Source organism: Brachyspira sp. SAP_772, from assembly GCF_009755885.1.
In the GTDB taxonomy this organism is placed as follows: Bacteria; Spirochaetota; Brachyspiria; order Brachyspirales; family Brachyspiraceae; genus Brachyspira.
The window spans coordinates 311,427-332,483 of record NZ_VYIX01000002.1; the positions used below are offsets into that span (position 1 = coordinate 311,427).

The following is a 21,057-nucleotide window of genomic DNA, read 5'->3' on the forward strand; positions in this document are numbered from 1 at the left end:
ATCATAAAGATAAGTCTTTTTCTATACTGTAACCATATCTTAACTGAGTAATTAATACTTGATATATTTGCTGAGTTTTAGCTTCTATTACTAAAGTCTCTAATGCTTTTTGAGCTTCTTGATATGGAAGAGAATCTATTTTATATATAGCTCCATATTGTTTATAAGCCTGATTAATTTCTTCTTCAGTAGGCTTAGGTATTTTAGCCCTTATTGTTTTATCTATATAGTTAGCAGTAACAGCATTTCTTGTTATTAGATTATCTAAAGATTTAGCTTCTGGTGTATTATAAAAACCTGTTTTTTTAGCATCATAAAGCATAACTTCCATAGCTACAAAAGCATTAAACATACTGTCTCTTGCTTGTGCTTTTAATGCAGGAGGTATATTGTCGCCTGCTTGTTTTAAGTTTTCATTAAACATGTCATTAAATCTAGATAATGGTATAGTTGTTTCTTCTATTGTAATACAAGGGTCTTTAGTAGAAGAATATTCAAATTTTGTATAATTAGTTTTTGCATTTCTTATTATTCTATCATATTCATTACGCATACGCTCTTGAATTATAGCATATTCTATTTGAAGAGATAATTGGTCAAAAGTAGCATTTGGCGGTAAGCGGTTTTTATTAGTATTATAAAAACTTCTTTTTTCAGCTTCTGTTACAATGCTAAAGTCTTTAGGTACTTTTTTTTGCATATATAATTGTACTATTTGATTATCTCTTTCTTTTTCTATTCTAGCTTTTAAATCATCATCTTTGTCATAACCTTCTTCTACGGCTTTAATATATAAAACTTCTTGTTCTATTATTTGATTGGCTACTTGCCATAATTGAAGCTCATTTGTAATAATCATATTAACAGCTTCTTCATTGCCGCCTCTTAATGTAACTAAATTAGTTATATCATTAAGAAACTCATCTTTAGTTATAAGTTTTTTTATATTTCCTTGAGAATCTTTTATTCTTATGGCAAAATCATCATTAGAATATAGAGAACATACAAAGATAAATAGTATAGAGGTTATTAACAAAATTTTTTTCATACAACTAATTTCCTGCAAATTAAAAATTTATTTCATCATCATCAGTTTTTTTATTGCCTTTAAATAAACCAATAATAGAGTTTATTATATTCATAATGCTAAAATTGGCAGTTAAATCTTTTAAAGAGCTTGTAATACCATAAAAACTACTAGTAACATTATCTAAAGCATCATGCACATCCGATAAACTTTTTTTTGTTCTATCAGCCTCAGATTCTACAAATAATGCTATATTATTAACTTTTTCACTAATAGATTCTATATTATCTAATATCTTATCAAATCTGCTATTAAACCTAAAATGCGTAGCAAGCAATACAAAAAATATTGCCAAAGATAATATTAATATTGCTATAGCTATAAAAGCCAAAGATATAGCAATTACATTTAATTGAAAAGTAATATCATTCATATTTATTTAAGCAACTATCAAAAATTAAGCTTCTTCAGATTTCTTTTTTCTTTTATCTAAAAAATCTGCAGTTTTTTCTTTACCTTTTTCGTATAATTCAGAAGTTTTTTCTCTGCCTTTCTCATATAACTCAGAAGTTTTAATAACTCCTCTGTGATATAAATCATCTACTTTATATTTAATATTATCCATAGTCTCTTTAATATCTTCTCTAGTCTCTTCACCAGCTTTTGGAGCAAATAATAAACCTAATGCAACACCTGCACTTACTCCGAGTATAAAAGAAAATATTCCTTTAGTCATAAAAATATCCTCCTGATTTTATTATATTAATTATCTTACAAATATTAAATGTAATTACTCTTTTTGTCAACATACTAATAAATTTAATTTATTATATTTTCAAGCTCTTCTACTATCTTATCTATCTCTTCGTTGTATGATTTGAACATTCCTGTTTTGGTTAATTTGCTTAAAGTGCTAAACTCTAGATCTTTTGTTTCATTTTTTTCTTTATCAAATATTTTAGGGTTAGAGAAATCCACTATAAACTTATCGTATTGCAAATTAAAAGTAATATCAAAACATAGAAACTTATTTTTATCATCTATATTCGACACATAAAAAAAATATATATAACCATTATCTAATATTTTATAATTTTCTTCGTTTATTGAAGTTGCTTTTACCCAATTAATAATTTCTTTTCTCAAATCATCACCTGTTAAATTTGATGATAAAAATATTTTTTGCTCTGAAAATAAATTATTTACAAATAAAAACAATAATATAAATAAATATTTTAATTTGCTTCTCATATATATAAATTATATTTCTTTCAAAGTAGATAATATACTTTTTATTTTATTATAATAATTTTTACCACTCATAGAAGCTATCATAAACTGATGATAATAATTATTAGTCTCAAGCACATATATAGAATAATGCACATCAACATCTTTATAATTAGAATAAAACTCTGTAATATAAACATTTTTTTTAGCAATAACATTTTTTTTAGTGCCTAATATTATATTATTTTCTCTAATTCCATTTACAGTATTTTTATTATATTCTTCTAAAGTTATATTATTAACTTCGCTTTTATTTTTTGAAAACATTATAAGACAGAGAGAGTCTTTATTGTTAATTAATTCAAGGTTTGAGTTTTCATTAAGTTCATTTTTTTCTTTTGAGATATGCCATTTATTAGAGAACTTCATCTCAAATTTTTTATCATAGCTTTTAATATAAAAGTATGATTTTTGTATTTGTTTAAAAATTAAATAAGAAGCACTAGCACCTACAATTGCTGAGCCTAGAACTATTATTGGAATATTTTTATTCATAATATATTCCTTTATGAAATTAAGATATAATTATTTTATTACGGTATAATATTTTCAATAAAAAATCAAGAATATTTTTTATTGACAATAGTAATTAATTTTTATAAAATATATTCAAAATTTTTTATTTATGGAGTTATTGAAATGAAATATATGAATCTTTACAGAGGTTATGAGAAGAGAAAAGAGAGTATAGATAAAAAAATAGCTTCTATTATAGAGAGAAGTCAATTTGTATTTGGTGAAGAGTTAGATAATTTAGAGCATGAATTAGCAAATTACACTGGTGCTAAATATGCTGTTGGTGTTTCATCTGGGCACGTTGGATTAGTGCTTTCTCTTTTGGCATTGGGATTTAATGCTGGGGAGGATCATTCTAAAAAAGAAGTAATAGTTCCTGCAATGACATTTTTCTCTACTGCTGAGGCTCCTTCTTTTTTGGGCATGAAGGTTGTTGTTTGCGATATTGATGAGTATTTTAATATGGACGTAAACAAACTCGAAAGTCTTATTAACAAAAACACTGTTGCCATCATTCCTGTAAACTTATTTGGACAATGTGCTAATTATGATGTTATATTAGACATAGCTAAAAAGCATAATTTATTTGTGATAGAAGATGCTTGTCAGTCTTTTGGTGCTAGCTATAAAAATATAAAATCTTGTTCTGGTAAATTGGGTGATATTGCTGTTACTTCATTTTTCCCTGCTAAGCCTTTAGGTTGTTTTGGTGACGGCGGAATGGTGTTTACTAATGATGAGAAGTTATACAAAAACTTAAAACAGCTTCGTCATCATGGTGATGAGGGCGGAATGATACACGTTAAGCTTGGTACTACTGGAAGATTAGACAATTTACAGGCGGGTATTTTATTAGAGAAGTTTAAGGGCTTTGATGATGATATGAAGTATAGAAGAAATGCCGCTAAATATTATAATGACAATTTAAAAGATATAGTAAAAGTACCTCAAATAGCAGAATATACTGAAAGTGTTCATGCTCAATATGTTATACAAGTTGAAGAGAATAGAGATGAAGTGAGAACTAAATTAAGTGAACTTGGTATACCTACAGCACTTTATTATCCTCACCCTATACATTTAGCACCTGTTCTTGTTAAAAAGTTAGGTTATAAAGAAGGAGATATGCCTGTGTCTGAATATGCTTCTAAGCACAATATAGCTCTTCCTATAGATAATGATATTCTTAAAGAAGAACAAGATATGGTAATAGAAGCTTTAAAAAAAGTTCTAAAAAAATAATTTTTTAAGGTTTTTATTTTGGATATTAAAGAAATAGAAATTGATGAAGAGCTTGTTGGCGTTGTAACAGAGCTTAACAAGCTCGGATTCATTACTAATAAAAGCTGTGCTGGACATAGTTATCAAAAAATAGGGCTTAATTATAACCCTTATATATCATTTTTTTATGGTATCTTAGAGAGAAGAAAAAAAGAAGATTGGGATAATTTGTATCATTGTTTAATATTAGATGAGATACTTAAAAATATTAATAATGATAATATTATATTAACTATGCGTTTTAACACCATAGATAAAAAAATTTCGTATAGGGATAATAATTTCACTAATTTAGAATATGATTTATGTTTTATGAACTTCTATAAACTTAATACAGCTAATATTACAGATACTGAAAAAGGAAGTAAATTATTTATTCGTAAGTGGAAAGAGATTATAAAATATTATAAGGCTAATAGAAAAGAATTGGATGAGAAGTTTATAAAGAGTTAATAATATATTTTATCACAAAATTTTGAGCATATTATATTTTGAATTATTTGAGCATATTATATTTTGAATTATAAGTATTTAATAATATTGCTTTATCTTTATTATACATTTACTGAAATATTTTTAAATTAATGCTAATTTAAATACATCTAAATGAGGAAATTCCTCTTTCAATATACTATAATCATCATCTATTTTTTTATCATCGTTATCATATAAAGTAAATAAAGAAGAACCAGAACCGCTCATAACTATTTTTTTATTTATTTTGTTTTCCATTTGCTCTTTATATTCTTTTATTTTTGGCTCAAGAGTAAATACATTATTTTCAAATACATTGTATAGATTATCATAAACATCATTAAAATTTAATTCTTTATTGTCAAATATAGATTTGAAAGATAAAAAGTCTGCCTTATTAAAATCTTCTGTTTTAAAATTTGAATAAGCTACTTTTGTAGATACATGTATATTAGGGTATATGATAATTATTTTATAAGGAAGTATATAATTATAATGAAAAATATTCTCTCCTATTCCATTAACCCAACTCATTCCCCTTTTAATAAAAAATGGAATATCTGCTCCAAACTTAGAAAAAGATTTTATTAGCTGTTCATTTTCTTTTATTCCAAGTTCTTTTAATATAAACTTAATAAATAATCCAGCATTAGAAGAGCCGCCTCCAAGACCAGCACCGTTTGGAATGTTTTTTTCTATATTTATTTTATAACTCTTTTTTAAGTTCATATTGTCTTTAAAAAAGAAAAATATTCTTGAAAGTATATTGTCTTCATTATTGTCATTTAATTTATATTTTCCAGAGGTTGTAACTTTGAAAGAGTTTGATTCTTTTATTTCTATAATATCATAAAGATCAACGGTGTGAAATAAAGATTCTATTAAATGATATCCGTCTTCTCTTTTTGAAGTTATATCCAAAAATAAATTTACTTTGCAAGGAGATTTTAATTCAGTCATAATTACACCCAATTATAGAAAATATTTGCTGTATTATAAATTAATAATTAAAAAATTTGAATTATATTATTGATATTTTTATTATTTAATGATTGTATAATAATTTATTCTTGACAATTTTTATATTTATTATTATCATAAGTAGAAACATAAAAAAATAGTGTATAGGTGATTATTTATGAATGAGAAGAGAGAAAAGCTTTCAAGCAGATTAGGATTTTTATTAGTATCAGCAGGCTGTGCTATAGGTTTGGGTAATGTGTGGAGATTTCCATATATTACAGGTCAATATGGTGGGGCTGCTTTTGTTGTTTTGTATTTAATATCATTAGTTATACTAGGGCTTCCAATACTTATAATGGAGTTTACAGTTGGACGTGCAGGCGGAAGGGATTTAGCTGGTTCTTACAGAAACTTGGAGAAAAAAGGTCATAAGTGGCATATCATTGGTTATATACAGATTTTTGGATGTGTTTTACTTTTAATGTTTTATACTACTATAGCTGGTTGGTGTTTATATTTCTGTTATTCTATGGCTATGGGTTATATGGAAGGATTAACTCCTGAGCAGGTTCAGGCATTTTTTGGTAATATGCTTGCTTCTCCTAAAACATTAATATTTTGGATGTTTGTTGCTGTTATAATTGCTAGTATAGTTTGTTTTAAGGGGCTTGAAAATGGTGTTGAAAAGATAAGTAAGATTATGATGACTTTACTTTTCTTTGTACTTCTTATTCTTATAGTGAGAGCTGTTACTTTGCCTAATGCTAAAGAGGGTCTTAAATTCTACTTGCTTCCAAATTTTGCAAATATGTTTGGTGATGGGATTGCTGGCTTTTCTAAAGTGGCTTATGCTGCTATAGGTCAGGCTTTCTTTACTTTGAGCTTAGGTATTGGTGCTATGACTATTTTTGGAAGCTATATAGATAAAAATTATTCATTGACTGGCGAATCTATAATGGTTGTTATATTAGATACTTTAATAGCATTATTATCTGGTCTTGTAATATTCCCTACAACTTTCTCTTTTGGCGTAAATCCTGGTCAAGGTGCTGGCTTAGTATTTCTTACTTTGCCTAATATATTTAATTCTATGGTTTTGGGAAGATTATGGGGAGCATTATTCTTCTTGTTCTTATCTATTGCGGCATTAACTACTATTATTGCTGTATTTGAAAATATTATAGCTTTCACTATGTCTGAAACTAAATGGAATCGTAAAAAAACTACAATAATTGTTTCTATATCTATATTTATATTAAGCTTACCCGGTGCTTTAGGTTCTAATGTATTATCATTCATTAAACCTTTGGGCGAAGGAACTAGCATAATAGATGGTTTAGACTTTTTAGTTTCTAACAACTTCCTTCCTTTGGGCGGTATAATTATATTAATATTCTGTACTAGAGAGCTTGGTTGGGGTTGGAATAATTTCCTTAAAGAGGCTGATACTGGAAAGGGTTTAAAATTCCCTAAATGGTCTAGATTCTATGTTAGTTATATACTTCCTCTCATAGTGCTTACAATTTTTGTTGTTGACTATATTAATAAGTTTTTTCTAAAATAATAGGCTATTAAATGAAAGAAGAAGAGTTAAAGAAGCATATAGACATTATATATAACCATTGGTATGAAGCTAATAGGTTTTATCATATATGGGCAAAACAGTATGGCATAACAGATTTAACTTTGTTTACATTAGGGCTAATTTATTATAGTAAAGAATGTCCGCAGAATATGGTTACAGAGAAATTGTGCATACCAAAGCAAACGTGTTGTTCTCTTCTTAATGGGCTTGAGAAAAAGGGATACATTACAAGAAAGGTTAATATTAAAGATAAAAGAAACAAAATTATTAGTCTCACTAAGAAGGGTATTAAGTTTGCTGAGCCTATATTAGAAAAACTTGAAAAGCTTGATACAGATATGCTTGCTTCTTTAAGAGATGAAGATATAGTAAAGTATACAGATTGTCTGAAAGAGCTAATTAAGTTTATGGAGAATTATTTTAAAGATTGAGTTTTAATATAATCAAATGCTATAGTTTTACATGTTTGTAATATGTATAAGCTATAAGATAATATCTTTATTTTAAGCATAAAAAATGCAGTTCTTTTGGTTCTTTTATATCAATACCGAGTAGGTGCCTATCGGCAAAATAACTGGGGTTCTACCCTAAGGGCACGCTTCGCAGGGGGCTAGTCCCCACAAAATAAAAAACTTAAAAAATATTTTTGGATATTAAATAATAATTTTATATCAACTTTTTCCCGCGTACGAGCTGTACCACCTTGCCGCACGGTAATGCTATGCTTTAATTATAACTTCTTAGTCGTGCGGAGGAGTGCATTTTAATGTACAATTAAATTATAAAATTTATAATAAAAATGCAGTTCTTCGCGAAGCGTATACGAAAGGATAAAGTTATTTTATTTTAATACAACAATCATTATAAATATATAAGGCTTATGATAAATATATTCATTCATCATAAGCCCTATATTTTATACTAATTATTATAAACCTTAACGCTTTCCAAAATGAAAACCTATAGAAAGCATAGCCCCTATTGAATGATGCTGATTTATATTATAGCCTCCAAATAAGTTGTTTATATCGCTTTTATCGAATATCATATATTCGTAAAAAATATTAATACCGTATACAAGAGCCAACGTTTCATTAATATTATATATTCTATTTTCTAAAAATAAATTAACGTATGGAGATATCGGAACTTTATTTGGTTTTATATTTAAATCATCTATTATAGGTATAAATTTAACACCTGAAGATAAACCGAAAACTAAATCTATTTTTGAATTTAAAACAGGAGTAAATATAAATTTTAATGCCAAACCAGTTGTTATTCCGCCTGCCTCTAATTGATTTATTTTATAATTATCATTTTTTAAAGATATCATTCGAGCATCTATTCCCGTATCAAATAATAAGCTTATGCTTCTGAAAGAAGATTTGTTTATAGGAAAGTTATAACCTAATTGTAAATTTAAATCTATTCTTGGCTCAAAAACTTCGCCTGTTAAATCAGTAAAACTGTCGGCAACTCCAATTTTTCCCATCATATCTAATTCAAAAGCAGGAAAAAGCATGCTTGAGAAAATAAATATAAAAGAAATTATAAATATTTTTAATTTCATTTTTATTCTCCTAGAATATTTTTTACGCAATATATTATATATTTTTCATATCAAAATATCAATAAACTATGTAGTGTTTGTAAAGTCGCCGCAAACAAAACTTAAAAAATAAATTTTGATATACTCAAAAATTTTTAGTATATACTAGAATAATAATTTTCTATCAACTTTTCCCGTGTACGAGCTGTACCACCTTGACGCACGGTAGTGCTATACTTTAATTATAACTTCTTAGTCGTGCGGGTGAGTGCATTTTAATGTACAATTAAATTATAAAATTTATAATAAAAATGCAGTTCTTTTGGTTCTTTTATACCAATAAAAGAACTGTGGTGCGGGGCAAAGCCCTGCAAATAATAAAACAAATAAAGTTAAAAATTTTTTAGTATATTCTGAAATAATTATATCTTTTATATTATTTTTTTATTCAACTTTTTCCCGCAGCAAAAAGTTTTTACCCTACGGGTACGCTTTGCGAAAAGTGCAAATATTATAGTTTAATATTTATATATAATAGTGCAATGCACAAATTCTCATAAAAATATAAAATTGACAAAACCTAATCACTTTAGTATAATTGAACGAGTATTTTTTTATAGGGCGATATATCAAAATGAAAGTAATACCTTCTGATAAAATTTTTAAAGATAGAAAAGAAAAAGTTACAGATAAATTATGTGCTGATTGTAATTCTCTATGCTGTCATGATTTGGTGATGGAAATATCTAAACCTAAAAATGAAGAAGAATTAAAAACTTTGAAATGGTATCTTTATTTTAAGCATTCATTTATTTTTATATATCAGGATACTTGGTATCATATGATAAGAAGTGAGTGCAGGTATTTAGATAAAAAAACTTATTTGTGCAAAAATTATGAGAACAGGCATGATATATGTACTAAGCACAGTCCGCCAAAATGTGAGAGATATGAAGAGTGGTATGATGTGATATTTGATGATCAGTATGAGTTAGAAAAATATGTTTATGAGAAAAAAATTATTAAAAAGAAATCTTCTAAATCTCCAAAAAAAATAGCTAAAAAAGTAAAATAAAAAAATGTATAAGCAAGAATATATAAGCAATGAAAAAAGAAAAAATTGATAGAGTATGCATAACATATCCGCCTTTTGAATATAATAAAGGTTTTCCATTAATGTCTTTGAATAGGCAATTTCAATGGGTAAAAAATTTTTCTGCTAATTATCCGATGTTATCTGCCTATGCTGCTACTTTGTTAAAGAATAATGGCTATGATGTTTTTTTTATAGACACTATTGCAAGAAAGATGGACATCATAGATTGGCTTATACAAATCGACAAAATAAATCCGCAATTAATTTTTTTTGAAGCTGCTACTGCTACCATAAATTATACTTGGGATACTATTGACGCTATTAAAGATAAATATAAAAATGCTTATATAGTTTTAGCTGGGGACCATGTTACAGCATTGCCTGAAGAGAGTTTTGATAAGTCTGAAGTAGATTTTGTAATCACAGGCGGTGATTATGATGTGCTTCTTTTAAGTATTGTAAATTATATTAATAATGGTGAGAAATTAAAAGAAGGTATATATTATAGAACATCTCAAGGAAATATTAGAAATACTGGCAAATGTAAACTTGATTATCCTTTAGACCGCCTTCCATTTATAGATAGAAATCTAACTAATTGGAAATTATATTCCAAAGAAAATGAATACTATAAAAAAACTCCAGCTACGTTTATTATGTCTGGCAGAGGTTCTGTTTTTGGAAATCATAATTGTTCAACTTCTAATATATTATTTAATAATGTTAGGTTAAGAAACCCTATTAATGTTGTTGATGAAATTGAATATTTATATAAAAGATATAATATAAAAGAGTTTGTTGATGTTACAGTGTCTTTTCCTATGGGTGAGTGGCTTTCATTATTTTGTCAAACTATGATAGAGAGAAAATTAAATAAAAAAGTTTATATTGATTGTCATATGTATTTTACTGATTTGGATTATCATTATTATAAGATGATGAAAAGAGCTGGGTTTAAAACATTAATTGTAACTTTTCCTTCTGCAAATACTAAAACATTAGAAAAACTTTCTCCTTCACATGTAAATATAGATTCTGTTATTAATTCTATTAAGATGGCGAGAAAGGCAGGGCTTTTTATAGATATGATGGTTAAGATTGGATATCCTTGGGAGAGTGAAGAAGATATTATAGCTACTTTTGATACAATAAAATATTTTATGACTAATGGTTACATTAATACAATGAATACTTCAATATTTGTTCCATATCCCGGCACTAATGTATTTAATTATTGTCAGGAGAATAATTATATTAATACAGATAATTGGTTTGAATATGATATGCGCACTAGTGTGATGAAGTTAGAAGTTGATGATATTTTTAAGTATGTAGAATATTTTTATAATTTATCTTTTAATCCTATGTATGTTTTCCATAAAATTTTAAGCATTAGAGATATATATGATATCAGGCATCATATAAACTCTTTTAGAAATATCATATCATCGTACATCAATAGGGAGTAATAAATTTTAAAAAATATTATGGCTGAGATTTGGGACGTATACGATATAAACAAAAATAAAAAAAACAAGCTTCATAAAAGAGGTGTGCCTTTAGATAAAGATGATTATCATATAGTTATACATGCTTGGGTAGTTAATAGTAATGATGAGGTGATATTAACTAAGAGGCATAGTAGTAAAAAGATATGTCCTAATATGTGGGAATGCACTGAGGGGTCTATAATTGCGGGTGAGAGCAGTGTTGAGGGAGCTGTTAGGGAGTTAAAAGAAGAGATTGGGCTCTCTTTTAAAATTGATGATGCTATATTTTTTACTTCTTTTGTTCTTGATTTTTCTAACACTATAATTGATTCTTATGTATTTAAGAGAGATGTTAATATAAATGATTTGGTATTACAAGAAAATGAGGTTAGTGAGGCAAAAATTGTCAATGAGAGAGTTTATAGAAAGATGTGCAAAAGAGGAGAGATAGTTGAATCTTTGAGATATTTTTATGATTTATACAAAAAATAGCATAAAAAATTCTACTAAATTTTTTTAGATTGAAAAAAAGAATTTATATGTTATAATAGGGAAAACTAAAAATGAAAAAGGATTTTCTTAAATGAGTTTAGAAGAATTATCTAATCAAGATGCTGTTGAAACTAATAATAACGAAGTAAAAACAGAAAGCAGTTTTACAATAGATGAAAATGTATTAGAGAATCAGGAAGAGCTTGAGAGGGTATTGGAAGCTGTTATATATGTAGAGGGTACAGTTTCTATATCTCGGTTAAGAAATCTTTTTAAGTGTGAAAATACTGACATAAGAAATTATATAGAAAATATTAACAATAGATATAAAAGTGTAGGAAGTGCTATAGAGATATTAGAGATTGGTGATAGTGTGATGATGACTATAATACCTTCTACTTTTGGCACTTTATCTGCAATATATGATAGAAAACGTAAGAAGAAAATATCAAAAGCTATGCTTCAAACACTTTCTATTATAGCCTATAAACAGCCTCTTACAAAAGCAGAGATTGATGATATAAGACAAAGCGACAGTTCTTATCATCTTAGAATGCTTATGGAAGATGGTTTTATAGCTTGGAAAGGAAGAAAAGACTATCTCGATAAAAGACAAACATACGGAACAACAGATAAATTCTTAATGCACTTTGGTATAAACAGTTTAGATGATTTACCAAAATTAAGAGAATTAAAAGATTTAGAGTTTAACAGAAACGACTAAAGATAACCGTATTTTTTGTATGCGTTTTGCAAAGAAATGTAATTTTAATCTGAAATAAGAATATTATTTAATACATATTCCAAATGACAAAGTTATAGTATTTGTACTTTTTGGTTCTTTTTACGAAGTCCGCACCGCGAGCTACGGGAAAAAGAACAACAAAAAAATTATAAAAAATAATTATTTCAATATATACTAAAAATTTATTTTTTAAGTTTTTGTTTTGTGGTGGCGTTGCCCCCTACGAAGCGTGCCCGTAGGGTAGCACCCCACTTCTTTTGCCGATAGGCACCTACTTGGTGTTGGTATAAAAGAACCAAAATAATTTGCATTTTTTGCGACTTTTTTCGGCGGGAAAAAGTTGAATAAAAAAACTTATTATATATCTGAAAACTTTTAAGTTTATCAATTTTTATTTTTATATTTCGGGGACTAGCCCCCCTGCGAAGCGTACCCGTAGGGTAGAACCCCCACTTCTTTTGTTGCCACAAAGAAGCAAAAAGGCTGCATTTTTTTAGCTTAATATGTTGGTATTATTTTATAGTTTATACATATTCAAAAAATACAAAGCTGTAGCACTTGCACTTTTGGTTCTTTTTGTGGCGGGAAAAAGAATAATATAAATTTTATAATTTAATTGTACATTAAAAGGCATTCCTCCGCACGACTAAGAAGTTATAATTAAAGCATAGCATTACCGTGCGGAAAACTCGTATGGCGAATACTTCAAAGAAAAAAATAATTGTGAATAAAAAAGCACTCCTCCGCACGCGTAGAAGGTTATGATTAAAACAGAGTACTGTCGTGCAGCAAGCCGCCGACCGTAGTGAGTGCACAGCTAGGCGAGTAGTGGTACAGCTCGTACGCGGGAAAAAGAACAACAAAAAACTGATAAAAAATTATTATTTTATGATATACTAAAATATATATAATATTTTGTAGGATAAAATTATGGATTGTTTTATTGGAATAGATTTAGGAACATCATCTGTAAAAACTTTGATAATATCTCAAAATGCAGAAATACTTTCTATATCTCAAAAAGATTATAATTTTGACACTCCATATTTAAATTGGGCAGAACAAGATGTTGATGTGTGGTGGAATGCTACAGTTATTACAATAAAAGATGCACTAAGTCAATTAAAATCAAAATATAATAATGCTGTAATTAAAGCTATAAGTTTTTCAGGACAAATGCATGGGCTTGTAGCTTTAGATAGTAATGGGGATGCTATTAGAAAATCAATAATATGGTGCGATAGTAGAACATCAAATGAAGTAAATTATATAAATGAAAAAATAGGCAAGGATAATATAATAAAAATCACTCATAGTCCATTAGCAACAGGCTTTCAAATAGCATCACTTTTGTGGATAAAAAATAATGAAAAAAACAATTATGATAAAATATATAAAGTGATACTGCCTAAGGATTATATAAGATATAAGCTTACGGGTATTATTGCTACAGATATAACAGATGCAGCTTCTACCTGTGCTTTTGATTCAAATGAAAATAAATGGTCTTATGAGATAATAAAAAAGCTTGATATAAGAAGCGACATATTTCCGGATGTATATTATCCTCGTGAGATAGCGGGTAAAGTTAGTAAAAAAGCATCAGAAGAGACTGGTTTGAATGAAAGCATTAATGTAATGTATGGTGGGGCAGACCAAGCGATGCAGGCTATAGGAAATGGAATTATAGAAACAAAAACTGCATCAATAACTATAGGCACAGGTGGTCAAATTTTTATGCCTATAGATAAAGCAGTATATAACAAGAACTCTCATACATTTAATTTTGTGATGCCAAACACTTGGTATTATTTAGGGGCGGCATTATCATCTGGGTTAGCATTAAAATGGGCTAGAAACAATTTTTGTAGTAATGAAGAATCATTTTTTAATATAGATTTGAATGCTCAGAAAATAGCAGCAGGGTGTGAAGGTTTAATATTTCTTCCATATTTATCTGGCGAGAGAACTCCTCATATGAATAGTGATGCATCTGCTATGTTTTTGGGATTAACATTAAAGCATACTAAATATCATATTTTAAAATCTATAATGGAAGGTGTTGTATATTCGTTAAAGGATTGCTTTTCAATATTAACAGATGATATGCATTTTGAGTGTGATAAGTTAATAGCATCTGGTGGAGGCTCTCACAGTAAATTATGGCTTCAGATACAGGCTGATATATTAGACAAAGAAATATATGTTTCTAAAACAAAAGAGCAGGCTGCTTTAGGTGCTGCTATAACTGCTATGGTTGGAAGCGGTGTATATAGTGGTTATAGAGAAGCTATAAAAGAATTAATAAAGCATGATGATAAACCAATAATACCCATAAAAGAAAATGTAAAAATATATTCAGAGTATTATCAAATATTTAAAGAGGCTTATAAAGTAAATAAGCATTTAATGTCGTCAATTAGAAGTATAGGATAATGAATTATTGTATTTAAAATTTTGGTTATAACATAAAAATATTAAAAAATACGAACTCATTATAAAAGCTATAACAATTTTTGTATACTTGACAATAAAAAAAATTTGTGTATACTAACTAATATATAAATCTTCGGGGCTAGGTGAAATTCCATACCGGCGGTAAAGTCCGCGAGCCTTTTTGATGTTTCCTGCATTCAAAAATAGCAGATTTGGTGCAATTCCAAAACCGACAGTTAAAGTCTGGATGGTAGAAGATGTTTTTTAATGTAAACTACATATCAAAAAATTATGCTCTAAGTGTGTAAACATTTAGAGTTTTTTTGTTTATAGTTCATAGTATCCTATCAAAAAAATACCAAAGATTCATATAAATATTTTTTAAGAGTATTAACATTATGCATGAAAAATATATGAGAATGGCTATAGAAGAGGCTAAAAAAGGAGAGGGTTTTACTAGTCCTAATCCTTTAGTTGGTGCTGTTATAGTGAAAGAGAATAAAGTTATAGGCATTGGATATCATAAAAAATATGGTGAGAATCATGCTGAGATTAATGCTTTTTTGGATGCAAAGGAAAGAGGTGAAGATGTTGAGGGAGCTTCAATATATGTAACCTTAGAGCCTTGTTCTCATTATGGAAAAACTCCTCCTTGTGCTGATGCTATTATAAAAAACAAATTAAAAAAAGTTATTATAGGCTGTGTGGATTCCAATCCTAAAGTGGCAGGTGGCGGCATAAAAAAATTACAAGATGCTGGAATTGAGGTTGTAGTAAATGTGCTTGAAGAAGAGTGCAGAAAATTAAATGAAGTTTTTTTCTACTATATAACTAATAAAAGACCTTTTGTTGTAATGAAATATGCTATGACTATGGACGGTAAAATTGCTACAGTGAGCGGTAAATCAAAGTGGATAACTAGCGAAAAAACAAGAGAGCATTCTCATAGGTTTAGGAATAAATATTCTGCTATAATGGTTGGAATAAACACTGTAATAGAAGATAACCCTATGCTTAATTGTAGGCTTCCAAACACTAGAAACCCTATAAGAATAATTTTGGATAGTTCATTAAAAATAAGTTTAGAGTCTAATATTTGTAAAACAGCAAAAGATATAAAAACTTTTATAGCTACTGTGAGTGATGATTATAAAAAAATAAAAGAGCTTGAAGGGTTAGGTGTAGAGATAATAAAAACAGAAAGTGATGGTGGAAGAGTAAGTTTAAAAGATTTGATGAAAATACTCGGAGAAGAAAAAGACATTGACAGTGTGTATGTTGAGGGTGGGGCAAGTTTACATGCTAGTTTATTAAAAGAAAAGTTAGTAAATAAAGCTTTAGTTTATATAGCACCAAAAATATTTGGCGGTTTTGAGGCAAAAAGCCCTATAGGAGGCGAAGGAATAGAAGAGCCTGATGATGCTATTAGGCTTATTGGAAGTAGTATAACAAAGATAGAAGATGATTTATTTTTGGAGTATTATTTAAAGTATTAATTTATATAATACTTGATTACTGGGGACTAGTCCCCAGACCCCTACTTCTTTTGGTGACCCAAAGAAGCAAAAGGACTGCATTTGTATTATTTTGCATTCAATGTCATCAAAGAAATTATAATTTATAAATTTTTATAGGATTACTTAATAATGTTTACTGGTATAGTTGAAGAAATAGGAACTGTTAAATCGGTACAAAGCAAAGTTATTACAATAGAAGCAAGTAAAATATTTGATGATTTGCATTTGGGTGATAGCGTTGCTGTTAATGGTACTTGTTTAACTGTATCTAGTTTTGATAATAAAATATTTAATGCTGATGTTACTCAAGAAACTTTGAATCGTACTAATTTGGGAAGTTTAAAAAATGGAAGTAAAGTTAATCTTGAGAGGGCTATGACTTTAAGAGGAAGATTTGGAGGTCATATAGTAAGCGGACATATTGACGGAGTGGGAAGCATTAAGTCTATGAAGAAAGATGATAATGCTATTATACTTACTATTGAAGTGCCTAAACATTTAATGAAGTATATTGTAGAAAAAGGTTCGGTTGCTGTTGACGGTATAAGTTTAACGGTGGCTAGTTTAACTGATAATACTTTTTCTATAGCCGTTATTCCGCATACATTAAAAGAGACTGTGTTATATTATAAAAAAGAAGGGGACAAGGTTAATATTGAAAATGATGTTATAGGCAAATATGTTGAAAGGCTTTTAACATTTAAAGAAGATAATGACAGTAAAAAATCTAACATTACAATGGAGTTCTTATTTAAGAATGGGTTTTAAAATATTGTTTTTTGAGATTTATACTGGAATGTCTGCGTTTTTCAAAAGGCATAATTATAGTAGTTTGTATAAGTATAATATGTATTAAATATAGAATACTATAGAATTGTATTGAAAATGCAGTTCTTTTGCTTCTTTTATACCAATACCGAGTAGGTGCCTATCGGCAAAAGAAGTGGGGTGCTACCCTACGGGCACGCTTCGCAGGGGGCAAAGCCCTGCAAATATTAAAATTAAAAATTTTTACTATATGATAAAAAAATAAAAGGAGAGTTAAAAAATGGAAAATGTTTACAGCACTATTGATGAGGCTTTAGAAGATTTAAGAAACGGAAAAATAATCGTTGTTTCTGATGATGAAGATAGAGAAAATGAGGGCGATTTAATCTGTGCGGCAGAGTTTGCTACTACAGAAAATATTAACTTTATGGCTACTTATGCTAAAGGCTTAATATGCATGCCTATGAGCAGAGAGATTACAAACAAATTAAACTTAAATCAAATGGTTACAAAAAATACTGATAATCATGAAACAGCTTTCACAGTATCTATTGACCATGTTGACACTACTACAGGAATATCTGCAGTTGAGAGGTCTATCACTGCTTTAAAAGTGGTTGATGAAAATGCTAAAGCAGAAGATTTTAGACGTCCCGGTCATATGTTTCCATTACTTGCAAAAGAGGGCGGAGTGTTAGTGAGAATGGGGCATACTGAAGCTACTGTTGATTTAATGAGATTAGCAGGCTTAAAAGAATGCGGTTTATGCTGCGAGATTATGAAAGATAATGGCGATATGATGAGAAGAGATGATTTAATTGAGTTTTCTAAAAAACATAATCTTAAAATGATAACAGTATCTGCTTTAATAGACTATAGAAAGAAAAATGAAGATTTGATGGAGCTTTATGCCAAGGCTAAAATGCCAACAAAATACGGCGAGTTTGAAATATTAACATTCGTAAACAAAATAACAAAACAGCATCATGTTGTGCTTACTATGGGAGATATTAGCGACGGTGAAGATGTTTTATGCAGGGTGCATTCAGAATGTTTAACAGGCGATGCATTAGGCTCTAGAAGATGTGATTGCGGAGAGCAGTATAATTATGCTATGCGTGCTATTGCTGAAGAAGGCAGGGGCATAATGGTTTATATGCGTCAAGAGGGCAGAGGAATAGGACTTGTTAATAAACTAAAGGCTTATGAACTTCAAGATAGAGGTCTTGATACAGTTGATGCTAATAGGGCTTTGGGTTTTAGAGATGATATGCGTGAATATTATGAGGCTTATCAGATGTTAAAAAAATTGGGCATTAAAAGCGTAAGGATAATGACTAATAACCCAGAGAAAATAAAACATTTAGAGAATTATGGACTTGAAATAGAAGAGAGGATACCTATACAGATAGAAGCAACAGAGTACGATTTATTTTATCTTCAAACAAAAAAGGAGCGTATGGGGCACATTCTTGATTAATTTTAGATAGAAAGCTTGTGAGTAATTGGCATTTGCAAAAATGTCAGTAACTCATTATCAAACAAGTTTTTTATATATTTAGGAGGTTTATTAATTATTAGGAGGTTTATGAAACGAGATAAAATTATAAGAATATATAAAAGCTCATAATTTTTTATGTAAAAACAATACAATATGTTTTTGATTAAAGATTTTAATGAAATACAAAAATAGAAAATTGCAGTCCTTTTGGTTCTTTGGGTCACCAAAAGAACTGGGGTTTGGGGTGAAACCCCAATAAAATATTAATGACCTAATAATAAATAAAAGGATAGAATAAAATGAAAACTTTTGAAGGAAAACTCGTTAGTGAGAAAAAAATTAAAATCGGTATAGTGTGTGCTAGATTCAATGAATTTATTGTTTCTAAACTTTTGGGCGGTGCATTGGACGCTTTATCTCGTCATGATATTAAAGACGATGATATTACTGTTGCTTGGGTGCCCGGTGCTTTTGAAATACCTCTAATAGCTTCAAAAATGGCTAAATCAAAAAAATATGATGCTGTTATATGTTTGGGTGCTGTTATAAGAGGTTCTACTACTCATTATGATTATGTTTGTGCTGAAGTGTCTAAGGGTATTGCTAATGTTTCTCTTAATTCTGATATACCTGTAATGTTTGGGGTTCTTACTACTGAAAACATAGAGCAGGCTATTGAAAGAGCAGGCACTAAATCAGGCAACAAAGGCTTTGATTCTGCTATGGGTGCTATTGAGATGGTTAATTTAATAAGAGAAATAGAAAAGTAAAATATTATAGATATAATATACATTTTGTTATTAGTTGTAACAATAATACAGTGTTTATTTTTTTGTAAATAATTTTTTTGTTAAAAATAAATATTATTTTATTATTTAATATTGATTTTTTAAAACATTTTTACATACTATTATTTTACAAACTATTTTTAGGATTATAACTATGTCTATAGTAAAAGATTTAAAAAGTAAATTACTTATTGTAATACTAATTAGCTTAATAATTGGTGCTGTACTTGGAATGCTTGCTTCGGCATATGCATCTGCTGAAACATTAACTGCTTTGATTTCAATATCAGACCCTATAGGTAATATTTTTATAAGGCTATTAAAAATGATAGTAATGCCTGTAATTATTTTTACTTTAATAAGCGGGGTTTCGAGTATTTCACCAAAGCATCTTGGTATAGTTGGAGTTATTATACTTCTTTTCTATATGATAACTTCTGTAATATCTTCTGTTTTTGGTCTTGCTGTAGGTAATTTAATAAAACCGGGTTTGGATTTGGATTTGAATATGGCTATGGCTACCACAAAAGAGTTTGTAAAGCCTAATTTTATAGATACGCTTCTTTCAACAATACCAACAAACCCATTTTCATCTTTTGCTAAAGGCGATGGAGATGTACTTCCTACAATATTTTTCTCTATATTTTTCGGCATATCTTTGGCATTTTGCAGGGATAATGAAAAAACAAAAGATACTGCAGAAATAGTTTATAAGTTTTTTGACGGATGTACTCATATTATAATAAGAATAGTGGGCTGGATTATGTTTTATGCTCCTATAGGGGTGTTGGCATTAATATTTACAGTATTTGCAAAAAATGGTCCTGAGTCTTTTAAATCATTATTAAAAGTTACATATACTATATATATTGCTTTTGCTATTCAGCTTATAATTGTTTACAGCATAATAAATATTATCTTTGGAATTAACCCTAAGAAGTTTTTAGTTAAAATTTTTGAACCGCTATTTACTGCATTTGTTACACGTTCTTCTGGAGGCACATTGCCTATATCTATGAAAGCGGCTGATGAAAAGATGGGTATTAATCAGGGTATTTATAGTTTCACTTTACCGTTAGGTGCTACAATTAACATGAATGGTACTGCCATATATTTAGGTATATGTGCTATATTTATATCAAATGCTACTGGTAACGCATTAGATTTTAATTCTCAGTTAACTGTTGTAATAGTATCTGTACTTGCTGCTGTTGGCACTGCTGGGGTTCCGGGAGCTGGTTCTATTATGCTTCTTATGGTGCTTAATTCTATTGGGCTTGATATTAACTCTAATGTAAATGTTGCAGCTGCTTATGGTATGATACTTGGAATAGATGCTATACTTGATATGGGAAGAACTGCTCTTAATATATCTGGAGATTTATGCGGTACTGCAGTGGTTGCTAAGATTACTAAACAGATGGATATGAGTAAGTGGCAAGATTAAATATTTATTAGAGTTTGTAAAATAAAATTAAATAAAATAAAGGCTTTTAGTTGAGAAAACACTAAAAGCCTTAACAATAAAATAAAAAA

At 28.6% G+C, this 21,057-nt stretch carries 21 protein-coding genes and 1 riboswitch; of the genes, 14 read left to right on the forward strand and 7 right to left on the reverse strand.

Going from position 1 to position 21,057, the window contains the following annotated elements:
* Position 1: 1 nt before the first annotated feature.
* From GQX97_RS06620 to GQX97_RS06640, 5 genes are all read right to left on the reverse strand, one after another.
* Complete coding sequence (locus tag GQX97_RS06620) at positions 2-1,048, reverse strand: peptidylprolyl isomerase (RefSeq protein WP_157151163.1); 1,047 nt, start codon at positions 1,046-1,048, stop codon at positions 2-4.
* 19 nt (positions 1,049-1,067) lie between these two features.
* Positions 1,068-1,460, reverse strand: coding sequence for a DUF948 domain-containing protein (locus tag GQX97_RS06625; RefSeq protein ID WP_157151164.1), 393 nt, complete (start codon positions 1,458-1,460; stop codon positions 1,068-1,070).
* Positions 1,461-1,484: 24 nt separating this feature from the next.
* Positions 1,485-1,763, reverse strand: coding sequence for a YtxH domain-containing protein (locus tag GQX97_RS06630; protein ID WP_157151165.1), 279 nt, complete (start codon positions 1,761-1,763; stop codon positions 1,485-1,487).
* 83 nt (positions 1,764-1,846) lie between these two features.
* On the reverse strand, positions 1,847-2,278 hold the full coding sequence (locus tag GQX97_RS06635; RefSeq protein WP_157151166.1) for a hypothetical protein: 432 nt from the start codon (positions 2,276-2,278) through the stop codon (positions 1,847-1,849).
* A 9-nt stretch (positions 2,279-2,287) separates the two neighbouring features.
* On the reverse strand, positions 2,288-2,812 hold the full coding sequence (locus tag GQX97_RS06640) for a hypothetical protein (protein ID WP_157151167.1): 525 nt from the start codon (positions 2,810-2,812) through the stop codon (positions 2,288-2,290).
* 144 nt (positions 2,813-2,956) lie between these two features.
* Here GQX97_RS06640 and GQX97_RS06645 point away from each other — a divergent pair, with 144 nt between their 5' ends.
* Entirely contained in the window at positions 2,957-4,075 is a 1,119-nt protein-coding gene (locus GQX97_RS06645; RefSeq protein WP_157151168.1) for a DegT/DnrJ/EryC1/StrS aminotransferase family protein, read from the forward strand.
* Positions 4,076-4,093: 18 nt separating this feature from the next.
* Positions 4,094-4,567 carry a hypothetical protein gene (locus tag GQX97_RS06650; RefSeq protein WP_157151169.1) on the forward strand — a complete coding sequence of 158 codons (474 nt, stop codon included), beginning with the start codon at positions 4,094-4,096 and terminating at the stop codon, positions 4,565-4,567.
* Positions 4,568-4,690: 123 nt separating this feature from the next.
* Here the strand turns inward: GQX97_RS06650 and ispE are convergent, their stop codons facing one another.
* A complete protein-coding gene (gene ispE / locus GQX97_RS06655; RefSeq protein WP_157151170.1) occupies positions 4,691-5,548 on the reverse strand; it encodes a 4-(cytidine 5'-diphospho)-2-C-methyl-D-erythritol kinase in 858 nt (285 codons plus the stop codon).
* Positions 5,549-5,726: 178 nt separating this feature from the next.
* Here ispE and GQX97_RS06660 point away from each other — a divergent pair, with 178 nt between their 5' ends.
* Entirely contained in the window at positions 5,727-7,115 is a 1,389-nt protein-coding gene (locus tag GQX97_RS06660; RefSeq protein ID WP_157151171.1) for a sodium-dependent transporter, read from the forward strand.
* An 11-nt stretch (positions 7,116-7,126) separates the two neighbouring features.
* Positions 7,127-7,567 carry a MarR family winged helix-turn-helix transcriptional regulator gene (locus tag GQX97_RS06665; protein ID WP_157151172.1) on the forward strand — a complete coding sequence of 147 codons (441 nt, stop codon included), beginning with the start codon at positions 7,127-7,129 and terminating at the stop codon, positions 7,565-7,567.
* 506 nt (positions 7,568-8,073) lie between these two features.
* On the opposite strand, the gene GQX97_RS06670 is transcribed toward GQX97_RS06665, so the two are convergent.
* Complete coding sequence (locus tag GQX97_RS06670) at positions 8,074-8,709, reverse strand: hypothetical protein (RefSeq protein ID WP_157151173.1); 636 nt, start codon at positions 8,707-8,709, stop codon at positions 8,074-8,076.
* Between the two features lie 613 nt (positions 8,710-9,322).
* On the opposite strand from GQX97_RS06670, the gene GQX97_RS06675 reads away from it, so the two are divergent.
* The 10 genes from GQX97_RS06675 to GQX97_RS06720 all read left to right on the forward strand — a co-directional run bounded on the left by GQX97_RS06675 (position 9,323) and on the right by GQX97_RS06720 (position 20,968).
* Positions 9,323-9,763 (forward strand): YkgJ family cysteine cluster protein, encoded by a 441-nt coding sequence (locus GQX97_RS06675; RefSeq protein WP_013244352.1) that lies wholly within the window; start codon positions 9,323-9,325, stop codon positions 9,761-9,763.
* 29 nt (positions 9,764-9,792) lie between these two features.
* The gene (locus GQX97_RS06680) at positions 9,793-11,253 is read left to right on the forward strand and encodes a radical SAM protein (protein ID WP_157151174.1); all 1,461 of its coding nucleotides are present in this window, start codon (positions 9,793-9,795) and stop codon (positions 11,251-11,253) included.
* 18 nt (positions 11,254-11,271) lie between these two features.
* Positions 11,272-11,766: an NUDIX domain-containing protein gene (locus GQX97_RS06685; RefSeq protein ID WP_157151175.1), complete on the forward strand. Its 495-nt coding sequence runs from the start codon at positions 11,272-11,274 to the stop codon at positions 11,764-11,766.
* Positions 11,767-11,857: 91 nt separating this feature from the next.
* Entirely contained in the window at positions 11,858-12,490 is a 633-nt protein-coding gene (gene scpB, locus GQX97_RS06690) for an SMC-Scp complex subunit ScpB (protein WP_157151176.1), read from the forward strand.
* 951 nt (positions 12,491-13,441) lie between these two features.
* Positions 13,442-14,947: a xylulokinase gene (gene xylB / locus GQX97_RS06695; protein ID WP_157151177.1), complete on the forward strand. Its 1,506-nt coding sequence runs from the start codon at positions 13,442-13,444 to the stop codon at positions 14,945-14,947.
* Positions 14,948-15,072: 125 nt separating this feature from the next.
* Positions 15,073-15,210: riboswitch (FMN riboswitch) on the forward strand.
* Between the two features lie 135 nt (positions 15,211-15,345).
* On the forward strand, positions 15,346-16,443 hold the full coding sequence (gene ribD, locus GQX97_RS06700) for a bifunctional diaminohydroxyphosphoribosylaminopyrimidine deaminase/5-amino-6-(5-phosphoribosylamino)uracil reductase RibD (protein WP_157151178.1): 1,098 nt from the start codon (positions 15,346-15,348) through the stop codon (positions 16,441-16,443).
* Positions 16,444-16,593: 150 nt separating this feature from the next.
* Complete coding sequence (locus GQX97_RS06705) at positions 16,594-17,232, forward strand: riboflavin synthase (RefSeq protein ID WP_157151179.1); 639 nt, start codon at positions 16,594-16,596, stop codon at positions 17,230-17,232.
* Positions 17,233-17,512: 280 nt separating this feature from the next.
* Complete coding sequence (locus GQX97_RS06710) at positions 17,513-18,712, forward strand: bifunctional 3,4-dihydroxy-2-butanone-4-phosphate synthase/GTP cyclohydrolase II (RefSeq protein WP_157151180.1); 1,200 nt, start codon at positions 17,513-17,515, stop codon at positions 18,710-18,712.
* Positions 18,713-19,032: 320 nt separating this feature from the next.
* Positions 19,033-19,503, forward strand: coding sequence for a 6,7-dimethyl-8-ribityllumazine synthase (gene ribE / locus GQX97_RS06715; RefSeq protein ID WP_157151181.1), 471 nt, complete (start codon positions 19,033-19,035; stop codon positions 19,501-19,503).
* A gap of 172 nt (positions 19,504-19,675) precedes the next feature.
* Positions 19,676-20,968, forward strand: a complete 1,293-nt coding sequence (locus GQX97_RS06720) for a dicarboxylate/amino acid:cation symporter (RefSeq protein ID WP_157151182.1) — start codon at positions 19,676-19,678, stop codon at positions 20,966-20,968.
* Positions 20,969-21,057 lie beyond the last annotated feature (89 nt).